The organism is Nostoc sp. 'Peltigera membranacea cyanobiont' 210A, from assembly GCF_002246015.1.
GTDB lineage: Bacteria > Cyanobacteriota > Cyanobacteriia > Cyanobacteriales > Nostocaceae > Nostoc.
Genome location: NZ_NOLJ01000018.1, coordinates 9316 through 24863, shown reverse-complemented (window position 1 = coordinate 24863; position 15548 = coordinate 9316). Strand labels below are relative to the sequence as shown.

The following is a 15548-nucleotide window of genomic DNA, read 5'->3' as shown; positions in this document are numbered from 1 at the left end:
AACCGTATAATTTTCCATGCCCACTTGCCCTGAGCTTCGCGCAGGGAAGGGATGGCCAATATTTCACGTAAGTTTTGTATGTCTTTTGATGTATTATCTTGATTTTCCCACCTATCCTATCCCCCTGGATGGGATAATAAGTTACAAGTAGGGAAAATGTGCAAACTATTCCCTAACTCTAAATCTCTCTGCACTCTGGTTATATTGAGGAATTAATTGTGGTTGCCACGCCGGAAAAAGTACAACACACCCACGAGCATCTATCAGGTAAAGACCGTGTAGCCGTACTGCTTATGGGCTACGGCGAAGTCGAAAGCTACGAAGATTTCGCCAACTATAACGAACAGGCTTTAAATCTACTGACAGCAAAGTTCGCACCAGTGCCAACCTGGATTTATCCACCTCTGGCAAAGCTTTTGGCGCTATTTGACCGCCACGAGTGGGGACACACACACCACGATTTTATCTCCCCACACAATGCCATTTTTGAACAGCAGCGTGCTGGCATTGAGAAGAATTTACAAGAAAAATGGGGCGATAAGGTTCAAGTTTTCAAAGCTTTCAACTTCTGCGCTCCTTTTCTACCCAATCAAGTCTTGGCAGAAATCAAAAACCAAAGCTTCGATAAGCTGCTAATCTACCCATTGCTAGTTGTTGATTCTATCTTTACTAGTGGGATTGCGATCGAGCAAGTTAACAATGCTCTCGTTGAGTTGACTGATGGTGAAGAACACTGGGTTAAAGCACAGCGTTACATTCCCTCTTTCTTCAACGAACCAGCTTACATCGATTTGATGGCTCATCTGGTTGAGGAGAAAATTGCTGAGTTAGCCGGAGCTTATCTCCCTTCTCAAATCGGTATTGTGTTAATGAATCACGGCTGTCCCCACAAAGCTAAAGGCTTTACTTCTGGGATTGCCGAAAGTGAAGCAATGTACGATTTAGTTCGGAATAAGTTGATTAACCGCTATCCGTTAATCTCGGTGGGTTGGCTGAATCATGACACACCCCTAATTGATTGGACACAACCAAATGCAGAGCAAGCTGCAAATAACCTGATCCAATTGGGTGCAAAAGTGGTAATTTTTATGCCAATTGGCTTTGCCACAGAAAACCACGAAACTCTATTGGATGTACACCATATCATCCATGCTTTAGAGAAACAGCACCCTGGCACGAACTACGTGCAAATGGCTTGCGTCAACGACCATCCAGAATTCCTGGCAATGGTGGCGCAATGGGCTGATGCTCATATAGCAGAGTTGTTGTCAGAGCAACCTTTAGCAATTAATCCCCAACTAGCTGGGGATCACCATCATCACCACCATCATCATTAAGTTTTGAGTTTACGAGGGTGGGCAAAGCTAGACCCACCCTACAATTAATTTACGCCCCGCAGCTTGCGAGTGTTATCAACTAAACTTTGAGCAAATTGATCGAATCTTTGAGAAAGCTTCTCATCTACTAGTTTGCCTTCAGGACTGAATGCACCCCAAGCTTGTCCGATCGCAATTTGTTCAGGGATAGACCAACAATGCACCCATCTGGTAATTAACCGTAGTTCGTTTAGAGCGTTGCTATTAGACTGACCACCCAAAACACTAATAAATCCTGCCACTTTATCAGACAGTTGATCGAAGCTCATTAAATCCAGGGCATTTTTCAGGACACCACTAACGCCACCATGATACTCAGGTGTCGCTAAAATTAACCCATCAGCCTGACTAACTGTTTCTTGCAACCGCTGAACATCTGGATACTCTGGATACTCCTTTGCGCCAGTGCAAAATGGTAGCTGCAACTGCCGTAAATCGAGAATTTCTACCTCTGCGCCTACAGCTTCAACCCTTTGCGCTGCGACTTCTAAAGCAAGCTGGGTATAAGAGTTGGGTCTTAAACTACCACCAATGCCAATAATTTTCACCATAATTAACCCACAAACTATTAACTAGCTACTATCGTCAGATTTCTTAAAAAGCGGAATCGTTATGACTATGTTTATCTTAGCGATTTGTGCTGGAATGTGTCAAATTAATATCTACTGGGGATTGGGGAAGCAGAGGAGCAGGGGAGCAGAGGAGAAGTTGCAGTAAGATTTTTCCCCTCCGCCTCTTGTGCCCAATGCCCAGTCTTAACAGCTGCATACTAGATAACCCTTGCTCAACTTTATGTAATAGCCTGAAGAAACTTGGGAATGCTTTTGTGAGGAAGTTAGACTAGATAAGAAAAGTGTAATTTCCAGTTATTACAATTTTTGATAGAAGAATAGGCATAAAACCAGCGCTTAACTTGTGCCAGCAGACAAAGGGTAATTATTATGACAAATTCGGGAAAAAAAGCATTGATAAAAAGGCAGTCCTCAAAGCGCGTTGCTTGGGTTGGTGCAATTGCTGCTAGTTTGATTATGTTGCCAGGAATTTTCGGAAGTACTCCTGTCATGGCACAAAAGGCAGAAACCGCCTCGCTAAATTATGGCGACTTGATCAAGAAAGTGAAGGCGGGAGAAGTCGAGAAAGTAGAGCTTGACGAAACCGAACAGCTAGCAAAGGTTTATCTCAAGGGGCAAAAAGATAATACACCACCGCAACAGGTGAGACTTTTGGCGCAAAACACAGAGTTAATCAATATTCTCAAAGATAAGAATGTTGATTTTGGGGAAGTTTCCTCTGCGAACAGTCGAGCTGCTGTTGGACTGTTGATCAACTTGATGTGGATTTTGCCGCTAGTAGCTTTAATGCTGTTGTTCCTTCGACGCTCTACTAATGCTTCTAGCCAAGCGATGAATTTCGGTAAATCCAAAGCTCGCTTCCAAATGGAGGCAAAAACTGGAGTGAAATTTGAAGATGTCGCTGGGGTTGAAGAAGCTAAAGAAGAACTCGAAGAAGTTGTGACTTTCCTCAAACAGCCAGAAAGATTTACCGCTGTAGGCGCACGGATTCCCAAAGGAGTGTTGTTAATTGGCCCTCCTGGTACTGGTAAAACTTTACTAGCAAAAGCGATCGCAGGTGAAGCTGGTGTACCATTCTTCAGTATTTCCGGTTCAGAATTTGTGGAAATGTTCGTAGGTGTGGGTGCATCTCGCGTGCGCGACCTCTTCAAAAAAGCCAAAGATAATGCCCCTTGTCTAATATTTATCGATGAAATTGACGCAGTAGGTAGACAACGGGGTGCTGGGATTGGTGGTGGTAACGACGAGCGCGAACAAACCTTGAACCAACTGCTCACCGAAATGGATGGGTTTGAAGGTAACACAGGTATCATTATTATTGCCGCCACTAACCGCCCAGATGTTTTAGATACAGCGTTACTCAGACCGGGACGCTTTGACAGACAAGTGATGGTCGATCCACCCGATCTCAAAGGGCGACTAGAAATTTTGCAAGTCCATGCGCGGAATAAGAAAATCGATCCTAGCGTATCATTAGAAGCGCTCGCTCGCCGCACTCCTGGTTTTACCGGCGCAGATTTAGCTAACTTACTCAACGAAGCCGCTATTCTCACCGCTAGAAGACGTAAAGAAGCTGTCACGCTTTTAGAAATTGATGCTGCTGTAGACCGAGTTGTTGCAGGTATGGAAGGTACCGCCTTAGTAGACAGCAAGAGCAAGCGCTTGATTGCCTATCATGAAGTTGGACACGCTTTAGTAGGCACATTGCTCAAAGACCACGATCCTGTGCAGAAAGTTACATTAATTCCACGGGGACAAGCACTGGGATTGACTTGGTTTACTCCCAACGAAGAACAGGGGTTAATTTCCCGTTCCCAACTCAAAGCTAGGATTACTGCTACTTTGGGTGGTCGCGCCGCCGAGGAAATCGTTTTTGGTAAGCCAGAAGTGACCACAGGTGCAAGCAATGACTTGCAACATGTGACAGGGATGGCGCGGCAGATGGTGACACGCTTCGGGATGTCAGAATTAGGCCCATTGTCCTTGGAAAATCAGAGTGGAGAGGTATTTTTAGGACGCGACTGGATGAATAAATCAGACTATTCGGAGGAAATTGCCGCCAAAATTGATTCTCAGGTGCGCGAAATTGTTAACAATTCCTACATCAAGTCCAAAGAACTTTTGGAAGAAAACCGTGTAGTTTTGGAACGTTTAGTAGATTTGCTAGTAGAACAGGAGACAATTGAAGGCGATTTATTCCGCACAATTGTTGCTGATAATGCTCAGGTAGCCGATGCAAAGTTGGCTGTACCTCATTAGAAAGATGAGTGAAAAATAATGTAGATACGTAGCACTGCTACGTATCTACAAGGGTTCTGGATAAAGCATCTTTAATTTCACCAGATGTCTATTAAGGAATAGGCAAAAGCTAATAGTCTATCAACTTTAGACTACTGAAAATCCAAAGGTTAAGATTCCCAACTTTTTAAAAAAGTCGGGAATTTTGTTGTAAAAAAATTACAATACTACCTCAGTCTTGCCAGAAAGTAGCACACATAAAGTCTTTTCACTGTAAAGCTTAGGCTATTGTATTATATATACCCAAGTAATGTACTACAAGTAAACATAAACATCATGAAATATAGATTTTGGGCAAGTTATCTGCTTGCTGCTTTAGCATTTCTGCCTTTCGAGCCTGTAACCATTACCCAGGTTTTGGCAACAGAGTCAGTTTACCAACTGGCACAAGCAAAATCTGCTTACACCCAATATATGCAGCTTGGTTATAACGAAACTAAACGGAGAAACTATAGAAAAGCTTTATTGAATTTTCAGCAAGCAGAGCGGCTACGTCCTGGAGATAGATATGCGACTTCTGCAATTAGAAATGTTACAAGTTACATTCAACGCGGTAGAAATCGTATCGCCTTTGTCCCAGGTAGACCTGGTAGGGTAAGGTCAGCAGGAACACGAGGAAGTTGCTTTCAAACTGGACAATATCTTATTCCACTGACACCAACAGATAAGGAAGCTCAACGAACCACAGCAGAACGTCCCACATTCTTTTTCTACGTTCCTCAAACCTCAACAACAGTGCAAGCACTAGAATTTGTTTTGCGGGATGGTGATAGCATCGATCCATTATATAAGGGAACTTTCAAACCTGTTGGGCAGAATGGTATTGTTAGTGTAAATGTACCTGTCGATCAGCCATCTCTACAAATCGGTAAAGAGTACAATTGGACTTTTTCGATGATTTGTGATATGAATAACCGCGATAAAGATTCGTATGTAGAAGGTACAATTGTGCGATCGCAAGATGAAAACCTATCTCTTCAGCTAAACCAAACAAACACAGACTTAGATCGCGCCGTTTTATTTGCCACAGCTGGGTTTTGGGAAGATGCTCTGAGAACTTTAGCTAATTTACGCCGCCAGCGTCCGAACGATCCTGAAGTTCAGAAGTATTGGGAAGATTTATTGAGTTCAGTAGAGATTAAAGAAGTAGTAAATAAGCCTTTATTGCCCTGTTGTACTGCTCAGAAATAAATTAACAATTACTTAAAAACCCGGTTTTCATAGAGAAGCTGGGTTTTTTACCCTTCAATTTAATTAAGAGGTTGTTTGAAAAGGGTTAGCTTGAGCCTGAAGTGCTACTCAGGGGCGCGATCTCAAATCCAAAAACTCGGAAGTGCGATCGCCTGATTTTCTACTGACACCAACACTCTTCAAACGCTGGCGTGTCTAAGAGGATGTTTGAAAAGTCTGTAGTAGTGTATCAAATATTTGTTTACCCCACCCTAACCCTCCCCGTATGTATTAGGGAGGGAACTGGATTTTCCGGTTTCCCCCCAATACATCGGGGGGATTAAGGGGGGTAATTCGACTTGTGTGTACGCCGTAGCCTTTCCAAGGGGGGATTAAGGGGGGTGAAATTGTGATTAAAATCACAGCCAAATACTTTTAAAACAACCTCTAAAATAACAATATTGTACATAGTTTCCGAATTTGGTATTTATGTATCATTCCGCAAAACCCTAAATGGCTGATTATTGCTTTCCCATTTACGAATGTCCAAGTAGAGTTGTGTTTGGTGAAAGTAAATTTCTTCATAAGCAAGCCGCAAACTACGCTCAAGACTGTTCGGTTCAACATCAGCAGCTTTATTAGAGCCAAGTGCTTTGCGTAAACTAAATGACAGAATCTCCACCAAATGATGACCACAGCAGATTTGCCAAGGATCGTGGTTATTGCTTTTTTGACTCTTTAACCGTTCTTGCAAATTTTTATCGCTCAAAGAAAAAGCTTGGGATTTATTCTTAATCTCCTGAATCAGCTTGAGTTCATCAATTTGCAGAGTTTGCTCATTAAGAAACTTGCTAAATGTAATACCCTCAAAGGTTAGATTTAATCCGTCAGATTTAGATATCCAAAGCAAATAACCTACCAATATCCCATTTTCAACTAATACTGATTTTATGTCTCGATTAAACTGAGCAATTTTCTCTTCAGAACCAAATTCAGCAAGTACTTTATTAAATGCTGGTGAGTTAATCAGCATAGTTTCAAGGTCATGGCTGTCAGTGTAAAGAAGATTAGGACTGGTGTATAACAAAGTTTCAAGGCGATCAAAATCTGCATCAACAATCGCTAAAACGCCCTGAAAATTTGAGTGTTCCAAAATTTTTAAAATTTCAATAGCACGCTGTTTACTAGAGGGTTTTCCTGATGTTTCGACTAACTCACAAACTAATTGGTCAACAAACCGCTTATAAAAAGTTTTGTCAGAACTTCCTTCCACTAATAGAAAAGTTCCATTATATGTGCTTCGTCGTAATCGAATTTGGTTAGCAACACGGTCAACTGTAAGAAAATCTCTCACTTTTGTGGCCCTTTCAGTTCAACCGTCAAATCCCAGCGATCTTGAATTATATCTGGTGAATGAGTAGCCATTAGTATATTTAAATCTGCAAGCTGTGTAATGTCTTGTAAGTCTTTTAAAAACTGAACCTGCCATCCTACATGAAGAGATAATTCCGGCTCATCAATTAAGACTAGAGAATTAGGTTGAACTTTAAATAATAGCTCATAGAGAAGAACTAACTCATGTTGCTCTCCAGATGATAAATCTGTTGGCAAAAGAGTTTTTGAATTAGATAATGAGGAGCCATAACTTGTTGTGACAACGAATCCCTTTTCTTTGCTAAAGTTTATCTCTTTGTAGGAATAGGCAAACTTATTATTAATAATTTTCCTTAATAAATCAATCTTGCTTGCTATTTCAGCAAAAACGCTCAACTTTTTTTCTACATCTTGAACATATACCGACAAAGCATTTTTTGTGCTTTCATCTATATCTTGAGGCTGGATTTGAAATTCTGCATCTTCATCTTTATCCAAAAGACCTACTTCTATTAACCGAGAGCGAGTCGCTTCAAGTTCGTTTAGTTGATGACGAAGTTGTTCATCTGTTAAATCTGTAGATGGCTGTTGCTTCACCACTCTGATGGGAAAAGTTCTGTCAAGAGATTGAGATATTATACCGTATTCCTTAAATTTATCTTGCATCAGTTTAGCAAGTTCATCAGAATAGGCAGACACAGTTGATAATATTGAAGGTGTTTCAGCAGACCGTCTGGAAGAACGGTTAGGAACAAAATTAAGCAATCGTTGTGACTCAATGAGGCGAATATGAATATTGCTTTTCAATTGTTCTAACCAATCAGGCTCTTCTTGTGACCTCCAGATTGAAGACCATAAATTATCAACTTCCTCTACAGCTTCTTCAGAAGCTTTTTCAGGTAAAAGAGTTTCTTCGGTGCCCAAATCCAACGATTTTAGAGGAGTTTTTATTGATTTTATATAATAATTTAAATAAATACTTCGCAATTCTCTATTATCTTGATTTATCTTTGACTTTAAATAAAAATGAACTGGTTCTGAATCAGGTTGAGAAAATTTTAAGACAATATTATTTTTTGCCTGTTCTGAATCATCGTTATTTTTTATTATTTCAATGTTACTACTATCATCAAATGCAAGTCGAAACAGTTTAAATGGGATAGTTTTTAACTCTGCGTATTGTGAGTTAAACAAAGCATTTAATATTCTTAATATGGCTGTTTTTCCAAAACCATTTGGGCCATGAATAATGGTGATTCGTTCATCCATGTTCAATGGAATCACATGGTCAAAAATTCCAAATAAGCCACTGACGGAAATTTGCTTAATTCGCATAGTCATCTAATCCTATAGCCATTGGCTTCATGGCTTTAATTCTAACTTCTATCTTTCTCTGGAAAACACAGGAAACAAAAACTTCAATTCTTTATGTCCTCTTTCTTAGAAAGTTCTGGTCGTTGGTTCGCTTTTAGGCGTTCCCGGACAGTAGCCGACACACCCTGCGGGATCTTGCTAGAGATTTTTCCCTGTTTAACTAGGTTGTTGAAGTTAAAATCATAATAGTTGAGCCAGTTACAACAGCGATCGCACAATCAAGCATCATTTACCTCTAAACTGAGTTCAGCAATTGTCAAAGCTTTTTGGTACAGTATTCTATGAAAATCCATATCACGAGAATAGGCGTTTGCCCTTGGCGTTGGCGCAGCCATCGCTAATTGCAGTTGCCAATTTATTGCTCAAAATCTAGAACGCAGTTGCTATGATCAAACGCCTGCTTGTAGTAGAGTCTCCGGGAAAAGTCAAAAAACTTAGTCAAATTCTGGGTTCGGATTGGAAAGTTCTAGCCAGTTGTGGACATATCCGAGAACTCAGCAATGAAGGGGACGATTCCTTGGGCTTTGTCATGGACGGCAGTAATGTCCGGTGCAATTACGTCCCGCGTGACCAACGAGCAAAAGAAACAATCCAGAAGCTCAAGTCTGCGGTGAGGCAGGTTGATGAAGTTGTTTTAGCAACTGACCCAGACCGGGAAGGTGAGACGATCGCTTGGCATCTCAAAGAAACGCTGGGTTTAAGGGAACCGAAACGAGTAATTTATACTGAGATTACAGCATCGGCGGTACAGAGTGCGATCGCTAATCCTAGAAAGCTAGACCAAAACTTAATTGGTGCTGGGCTGTGCCGAGATTGCCTAGATAAGTTGGTAGGTTATAAGGGTAGTCCTTTAGTTTGGGCATTGAATAACGGCGCTAAGAGTGTTGGCAGAGTCCAAAGCGCGACATTGCACCTGATTTGTCAGCGAGAAAACGAAATTCTGGCTTTTGTCCCCCAAGACTACTGGAGTGTTTGGGTAGATTATGCTGAAGGATTTCGGGCTTTTTACAAAGGGACGGTCGATTCTGCAAAAGATGCAGCAGAGCAAGAAACTGAAACTCACGATGACGCGAAAGTAGGTAATAGTCCAGAAACACCGGAATCTAAACGTGTTCTTTCCGAAGCAGAGGCAACACGTTTAGTTGAAGAAGCACAGCGACATCCTCATCAGGTGATTCATTTTGAAGGAAAAATCGTTAACCGCCAGCCACCTCCACCATTTACAACTTCCAGCCTTCAGCAAGCTGCCGGTTCAAAGCTGAGGTTTGCTCCCGACAAAACCATGATTGTGGCCCAAAAGCTTTATGAAGCTGGGTTGATAACATATATGCGAACAGACTCAGTAATGCTGAGTCCAGAATTTTGTGCCAGTGCCCGTAAATGGTTAGAGCAAAACGATCCGCAGAATGTACCGCAGCAAGTCGCCAAGCATCGTAGTAGCAAATCGGCTCAAGAAGCACATGAAGCGATTCGTCCAACTGATGTGTTTCGTCCCTCAGTTCAATTGCGCTTAGAACTTCCTGATGATGAGTTTAATTTGTATGTGATGATTTGGAAACGGTCAATTGCTTCTCAGTGTCGTGCTGCCCAATTGCGTAAAACTTTGGTGATTACTCAGTCTGGTTCTCTACTGTGGTCAGCTAGAGGGCAAGTAATTGAATTTTACGGTTATGCCCGATACTGGAACAATCTCAGCAAGGATAGTGTTTTACCTTCATTACAACAGGGACAAGCATTGAAACTGGAGAATGCTGGACATGAAAAGAAGCAGACTCAGCCACCACCTCGTTATAGTGAACCCAAATTGGTGCAATTGATGGAACGTAAAGGAATTGGTCGCCCAAGTACTTATGCTCCTACTGTTGCTACTTTAAAAAAACGAAATTATGTTGAGTTGAAAAAAGACCATCTTCAACCGACAGCATTAGGGTTAGAAGTTGATGCGTTTTTGCTCAAAGCACTGCCTGATTTACTAGAGGCAGAATTCACAGCAAAAATGGAGGATGCTCTTGATGCAATTTCCGAAGGGAAAAACTCTTGGCAGCATTATTTAACTAGTTGGAATCAGAATTACTTTATACCAGCGCTCTCCAAAGCTAAAACTGTAGTTCCAAGTTCCTCAATAGTAAAAGCTAATGTGATAACTGAGCGGAAATATGAAACTTCCAAAACGCGATGCCCTGAATGCAAAAATTTTCTCGCCAAAATTCCGAGTAGTAAAGTTAAAAAGAAATATTTCCTCAAATGCACTAAAGGCTGTGAAAATATTGTGCTATTTTGGAGCGACTTTAACAAAACTTGGCAGCCACCACAAACTAAAGCAGTCCAAGCTGAAAATCAACAAAAGCCTCCCGTGAAGATAACGGCATATCCCTGCCCAGTATGTAAGAAACCTTTAGAGGAGTACAGTTACATCAAAGAGGGGCAGAGTAAGACAATGTTGCGATGTTCTGATCCACAATCGCGTAAAGATACCAAACATAAAGAGGTGGCTTATTTCAATACGTCAAAAGGGTGGTGGAGTCCTAAGTTTGGGGAGTTAAATTGTTAGGTTCTACCATTGATATTTTTACCGCCAATAATGACAACAAATCATTTATTTTTGTAAGTCGTAAGGTGTGTTACCGCGAGACAAGGGGTTTGCTTCTTCTTTAGTAAGCATAAATAATTGACAAAGAAGGACTCAAAGTACCTAATCATCAAGAATTAATTACAAATTAATTAGCCCTAACTTTTATCGTTATAAACCTTGCTACGATGTCCAACTTCTACAACATTCACCACTAGAATATCATCGAAAATATCGTATATAACTCGATACTCACCTAGTCTAATCCTATAAGCATTTTCTTTACCTTTTAGCTTTTTTACCCCGTTTGGACGGGGTTCTATGGCTAAATCATCAATTTTAACTTGTATGCGTTCTTGAAGTTCTGGCGATAATTTTTTAAGTTGTTTTAATGCTCCCTTTAAGATTTCAACTTTATAACTCACGCAACTTCCTTTTTTATTTCTTGTTTTAGTTCTTTTTTAGCTTCCTCCCATGACACTGAGCCATCAATATCAGCAGATTTTTTTGCAAGCTCATAGGCTTTTAAATCTTCCTCTTCCTCTTCCTCTTCGATTTTTTGAAGTAATGTGTAAATCTCATCTAGAGTACTGTCATAAGCTTGGTTTAGTAGTACGTTGATATCTTTAATTAATTGTTCGCGTTCGTGTGCTGATTTCATTTTTAATTATCCGAGGGTGATTTTACTTTTTCTGCCACCATCTCTAGTTTCGCCTAAAGTCCGGTCGGTTTTCAAGGATTTGACGAGCGATCGCTAAAATCTAAAAAGCGACCAATACTTTACAAAAATTGTATATTCAGAAATCTGGTCGAGCATGAGTGGCTGTGAAATTAACTTTGTGTGTATATTTATCAACACGGTTGATTTACCTTAGCCGCAAGTTCTGCGGGGTTCATCTGCTCATAGTGTTCAAAGGGTTGATGAATCCAGGGGTTGTCGGGCAGATAATCAACATAATAATCGGGTGCTATAACTGAACAAGCTTTATACCAAAGAACGGCGGTGCGAATTTCCTCAATGGGAAAATCAATATTTTGCTTGAGCCAAGGTATAGTCTGTTGGAGTGTGATCCCAGAATCTACTAAGTCATCCACTAGGAGAATGCGCGAACCTAACTTTTCAGCAGTCATCGTTAAGTGGCGGGAGAAAACTAAATTACTTCTTTCTTGCTTGCCACTGCCACTGTAAGATGAGGTTGCTAAAATTGCCAGTGGTTGCTGGTATATACGCGAAAGAATATCTCCAATTCTTAGTCCTCCTCTGGCAAGACAGATAATCTGGTTTAATTCCCAACCGGATTCATAAATCTGAATAGCCAGTTGTTCAATTTTTTGGTGATAATCTGACCAAGAAACATAAAGGTCTGGCATAAGTCTAATGGGAGTGGTAGATAGCTAGTATTGAAGGCAATCGCAAACTTTTTATTTTAGTATGAGCGCAAGTTATTATGAAAGATTCTGCCGCTGATGGCGGTGCCAAACGAGATATTCTCAGTGAAAAGCTCGACTTAAAAACAAAGCTGGCTTATGGTGCAGGAGATTTAGGTCCAGCAATCACCGCAAATATCTCCGTCTTTTTTCTGCTGGTTTTCTTCACGAATGTTGCTGGTATCCCTGCGGGTTTAGCGGGCAGTATTTTGATGATTGGCAAAATCTGGGATGGCATAAACGATCCGTTTGTCGGCTTTCTGACTGATAAAACGAAATCTCGTCGTTGGGGGCGTCGTCTTCCTTGGATGTTTTATGGAGCAATCCCCTTTGGAATTTTCTTTTTCTTGCAGTGGATTGTACCGCAATTTAGTGCAAATCAGAGTGAGAATATTTGGCCATTATTTTGGTATTACGTAGTCATTGGGGTGATATCTCAGGCGTTTTACACGGTTGTGAATTTGCCTTATACGGCGATGACTCCAGAACTGACTCAAGATTACGACGAACGCACCAGCCTTAACAGCTATCGCTTTACATTTTCTATTGGTGGCAGCATTTTATCGTTGATTTTAACGCAAATTGTTTTTTCACTGATTGCCGATCGCAAACAACAATATCTTGTTTTAGCAGCAGTTTGTACAGTAATTTCGATTTTAGGATTATATTGGTGCGTTTTTGGAGTCCGCGATCGCATCTTAGCTTTTGAAGCTAAACGCAGCCAAACCGAGGAACCTGCATCTCTCCCCTTCTTTGAACAGCTAAAAATTGTCTTTAGTAACCGACCTTTTTTATTTGTTATTGGTATATATCTTTGTTCTTGGCTAGGTGTGCAGGTAACAGCCAGCATTATTCCCTATTTTGTAGTCAATTGTATGGGACTCAAAGAATCAGATGTCCCCACAGTGATGATTGCAGTCCAAGGAACTGCTCTGTTGATGCTATTTGTCTGGGGAGCGTTGAGTAAAAAAATCGGCAAAAAAGTTGTTTATTTTCTAGGAATGAGTTTGTGGATTATAGCAGCAGCCGGACTATTTTTCTTACAGCCTGGTCAAATAGTTTTGATGTATGTGATGGCTGTGATGGCAGGTATTGGTGTATCCACAGCTTATCTAATTCCCTGGTCAATGATTCCAGATGTAATTGAATTAGATGAACTGCAAACCGGACAACGCAGAGAAGGCATTTTTTATGGCTTCATGGTTTTGCTGCAAAAATTTGGTTTAGCTTTGGGACTATTTTTGGTGGGAAATGCTTTACAAGTATCTGGTTTCAAAGAATCTGTAGCCGGAAGTCCACTACCCATCCAACCGGAATCAGCACTGTTTGCTATTCGCGTTGCCGTTGGCCCCATACCTACAGTTTGTTTGATTTTTGGCTTGGTTTTAACGTATTTTTACCCAATTACCCGCGAGATGCACGCTGAAATTATGCTAAAACTCAAAGAACGGCAAGAGATGAGGGGGAGTTAAGGGAGTAGGGGAGCAGGGGGGAGGAAGTTTTAGAAAATCATTTTCCTCATAGCCAAAAGGGTCTGATATCAAGTCCGGGTAATTAGTTGTGATTCCCATAGTCATTGCACCCCACCCCCAGCCCCTCCCCGCCGGCGGGGAGGGGAGACAAAGCATAGCTTTGGCGGGGTGGGGTTCTTAGGGTTTAGTAAGTAATCAAGCGGACATGATATGAGAGCAACTAAATTTATCGATGAAAAACAAAAAATGCCGCCGGGCACGAATTAGTTTGCCAATACTTGATTGCTTTGCCGTCAGTAGGCTTCCACTCTGCAAAGATAAATAAAGTCACAGATCGCAACGGCTTAAAATAATTTCTCTCCAAAAGGGGTAGGCTAAAAAATAAATTATTAGTACACTAATGTTTAGTTTAACTAATATTGTGCTTATCTAATTAGAATCAATCGCAACCAACCATTTTGCGGAAGATGCGATGTCTAAAGACAAGCTAGTATGTGTCTGTGCTTCCCCTTTCCCCCAGATTGTTGATATGCGCTGTTTAGCTCCTGTTCAGACGATAAAGCCTTCGTCTTTGGCTGCTGAAACTGTTCCTCGTTTTCAGACCATTATTCAAAGAGGGCGGTTTTCGCTACTTATATTAAGTTTAGCCTACTTGTGTAGTGCCTGTAATGCTTCCGAAGCCCAATCAAGTGGCAAAGAAGCAGGAAAAAAACGAGCTGTGCCAGTGGTGATTGCTACTGCGACTCAAAAAACGATTCCAATACAGCTATCGGCGACGGGAACTGTGGAAGCATATTCTACGGTATCTGTCAAGTCTCAGGTGGGCGGTCAGCTTACTGGTGTCTATTTTCAGCAAGGGCAGAACGTTAAAAAAGGAGACTTGTTATTTAAAATTGATTCTCGTCCTTTACAAGCTGCGCTGATGCAAGCTAATGCTGCCAAAGCGAAAGATTTAGCCCAAGTGAAACAGGCACAGGCAAATGTCCTCAAAGCGATCGCTCAAGTAAACCAGGCAAAAGCGAATGTAGTCAAGGATAAAGCCCAGGCAACAAATGCAGATGCACAAGCGCAACGTTATAGTAGTTTGCTCAAGCAAGGGGCAATCAGTAAAGAACAGGCCGAACAGTATCAAACCAGCGCTGATGCTCAACAAGCAACGGTGAACGCAGATCGAGGTGGTGTGGCAAATGCTCAAGCAGCAGTGGCGGCAGCCCAAGCAGATGTCCAAAATGCTCAGGCAGTAGTAGCATCAGATGAAGCTGCGATCGACAATGCCAAAGTTCAGCTTTCTTATAGTTCTATTTACTCACCAATTGCCGGGCGCACAGGTAGCCTGAAGCTAAATCAAGGCAACTTGGTACAGGCGAATGCCACTGATCCGCTAATTACAATCAGCCAAATTCGCCCGATTTACGTCAACTTTTCTATTCCCCAGCGACTGCTGCCAGATATCAAAAAATACAGTGCGAATAACGGCAAGTTAGAAGTTGATGCTTTACCTCCTAAAGATGCAGGGCATCCGGTACGGGGCGAACTCACCTTTGTTGATAGTGGAGTCAATACCCAAACAGGCACAATTCAACTTAAGGGTACTTTTGCCAATGCTGATGAGCGGCTATTTCCGGGGCAGTTTGTCAATGTAGTACTCAAACTCAGCGCAGAACCAAATGCCATTACTGTTCCTTCCCAAGCGGTACAGAGTGGACAACAGGGGCAGTTTGTGTATGTAGTTAAACCTGACAAAACAGCAGAAATGCGTTTAATTACCGTCGGCGATACCGTTGGGAACGAAACGGTAATTAAGCAAGGGGTGAAACCAGGTGAGCAAGTAGTTACTGATGGACAATTCAACCTAGTGCCTGGTGCAACAGTCCAAGTGAAACCGGAAGTAGGAAGCAGGGGGGCAGGGGGGCAG

The 15548-nt window shown here is 41.5% G+C and carries 12 protein-coding genes; 6 read left to right on the top strand and 6 right to left on the bottom strand.

Annotated elements, in window-relative coordinates:
- Positions 1–218 precede the first annotated feature (218 nt).
- Complete coding sequence (locus CDG76_RS34675; protein ID WP_094353354.1) at positions 219–1337, top strand: ferrochelatase; 1119 nt, start codon at positions 219–221, stop codon at positions 1335–1337.
- 44 nt (positions 1338–1381) lie between these two features.
- On the opposite strand, the gene CDG76_RS34670 is transcribed toward CDG76_RS34675, so the two are convergent.
- A complete protein-coding gene (locus tag CDG76_RS34670) occupies positions 1382–1927 on the bottom strand; it encodes an NADPH-dependent FMN reductase (protein WP_094353353.1) in 546 nt (181 codons plus the stop codon).
- A gap of 390 nt (positions 1928–2317) precedes the next feature.
- Here CDG76_RS34670 and ftsH point away from each other — a divergent pair, with 390 nt between their 5' ends.
- Both ftsH and CDG76_RS34660 read left to right on the top strand, forming a co-directional pair.
- Complete coding sequence (ftsH, locus tag CDG76_RS34665) at positions 2318–4207, top strand: ATP-dependent zinc metalloprotease FtsH (protein WP_094353352.1); 1890 nt, start codon at positions 2318–2320, stop codon at positions 4205–4207.
- Between the two features lie 315 nt (positions 4208–4522).
- Positions 4523–5437: a DUF928 domain-containing protein gene (locus CDG76_RS34660; RefSeq protein WP_223265522.1), complete on the top strand. Its 915-nt coding sequence runs from the start codon at positions 4523–4525 to the stop codon at positions 5435–5437.
- Between the two features lie 466 nt (positions 5438–5903).
- Here the strand turns inward: CDG76_RS34660 and CDG76_RS34655 are convergent, their stop codons facing one another.
- Together CDG76_RS34655 and CDG76_RS34650 are read right to left on the bottom strand one after the other, a co-directional pair.
- Positions 5904–6770: a DUF4435 domain-containing protein gene (locus CDG76_RS34655; protein ID WP_094353351.1), complete on the bottom strand. Its 867-nt coding sequence runs from the start codon at positions 6768–6770 to the stop codon at positions 5904–5906.
- Positions 6767–8125 carry an AAA family ATPase gene (locus CDG76_RS34650; protein ID WP_094353387.1) on the bottom strand — a complete coding sequence of 453 codons (1359 nt, stop codon included), beginning with the start codon at positions 8123–8125 and terminating at the stop codon, positions 6767–6769. Before CDG76_RS34650 ends, CDG76_RS34655 begins: the two co-directional genes overlap by 4 nt.
- Positions 8126–8549: 424 nt before the next feature.
- Between CDG76_RS34650 and topA the strand changes: the two genes are divergently transcribed.
- Positions 8550–10715, top strand: a complete 2166-nt coding sequence (gene topA, locus CDG76_RS34645) for a type I DNA topoisomerase (RefSeq protein ID WP_094353350.1) — start codon at positions 8550–8552, stop codon at positions 10713–10715.
- 176 nt (positions 10716–10891) lie between these two features.
- Here the strand turns inward: topA and CDG76_RS34640 are convergent, their stop codons facing one another.
- The 3 genes from CDG76_RS34640 to CDG76_RS34630 form a co-directional block, all read right to left on the bottom strand.
- On the bottom strand, positions 10892–11158 hold the full coding sequence (locus tag CDG76_RS34640; protein ID WP_094353349.1) for a type II toxin-antitoxin system RelE family toxin: 267 nt from the start codon (positions 11156–11158) through the stop codon (positions 10892–10894).
- Complete coding sequence (locus CDG76_RS34635) at positions 11155–11394, bottom strand: hypothetical protein (RefSeq protein WP_094353348.1); 240 nt, start codon at positions 11392–11394, stop codon at positions 11155–11157. The genes CDG76_RS34640 and CDG76_RS34635 overlap by 4 nt, the downstream gene beginning before the upstream one ends.
- A gap of 191 nt (positions 11395–11585) precedes the next feature.
- Positions 11586–12104, bottom strand: coding sequence for a phosphoribosyltransferase (locus CDG76_RS34630; RefSeq protein WP_094353347.1), 519 nt, complete (start codon positions 12102–12104; stop codon positions 11586–11588).
- Between the two features lie 77 nt (positions 12105–12181).
- Here CDG76_RS34630 and CDG76_RS34625 point away from each other — a divergent pair, with 77 nt between their 5' ends.
- Positions 12182–13633, top strand: coding sequence for an MFS transporter (locus CDG76_RS34625; RefSeq protein WP_094353346.1), 1452 nt, complete (start codon positions 12182–12184; stop codon positions 13631–13633).
- A gap of 472 nt (positions 13634–14105) precedes the next feature.
- Positions 14106–15548 (top strand): efflux RND transporter periplasmic adaptor subunit (locus tag CDG76_RS37980; protein WP_094353386.1); only part of this gene is annotated, 1443 nt, incomplete at its 3' end.

Bases quoted from the DNA above. Each gene is read 5' to 3' on its own strand.
- CDG76_RS34670 (WP_094353353.1), bottom strand. From the start codon at position 1,927: ATGGTGAAAATTATTGGCATTGGTGGTAGTTTAAGACCCAACTCTTAT.
- ftsH (WP_094353352.1), top strand. From the start codon at position 2,318: ATGACAAATTCGGGAAAAAAAGCATTGATAAAAAGGCAGTCCTCAAAG.
- CDG76_RS34660 (WP_223265522.1), top strand. From the start codon at position 4,523: ATGAAATATAGATTTTGGGCAAGTTATCTGCTTGCTGCTTTAGCATTT.
- CDG76_RS34650 (WP_094353387.1), bottom strand. From the start codon at position 8,125: ATGCGAATTAAGCAAATTTCCGTCAGTGGCTTATTTGGAATTTTTGAC.
- topA (WP_094353350.1), top strand. From the start codon at position 8,550: ATGATCAAACGCCTGCTTGTAGTAGAGTCTCCGGGAAAAGTCAAAAAA.
- CDG76_RS34635 (WP_094353348.1), bottom strand. From the start codon at position 11,394: ATGAAATCAGCACACGAACGCGAACAATTAATTAAAGATATCAACGTA.
- CDG76_RS34630 (WP_094353347.1), bottom strand. From the start codon at position 12,104: ATGCCAGACCTTTATGTTTCTTGGTCAGATTATCACCAAAAAATTGAA.
- CDG76_RS34625 (WP_094353346.1), top strand. From the start codon at position 12,182: ATGAAAGATTCTGCCGCTGATGGCGGTGCCAAACGAGATATTCTCAGT.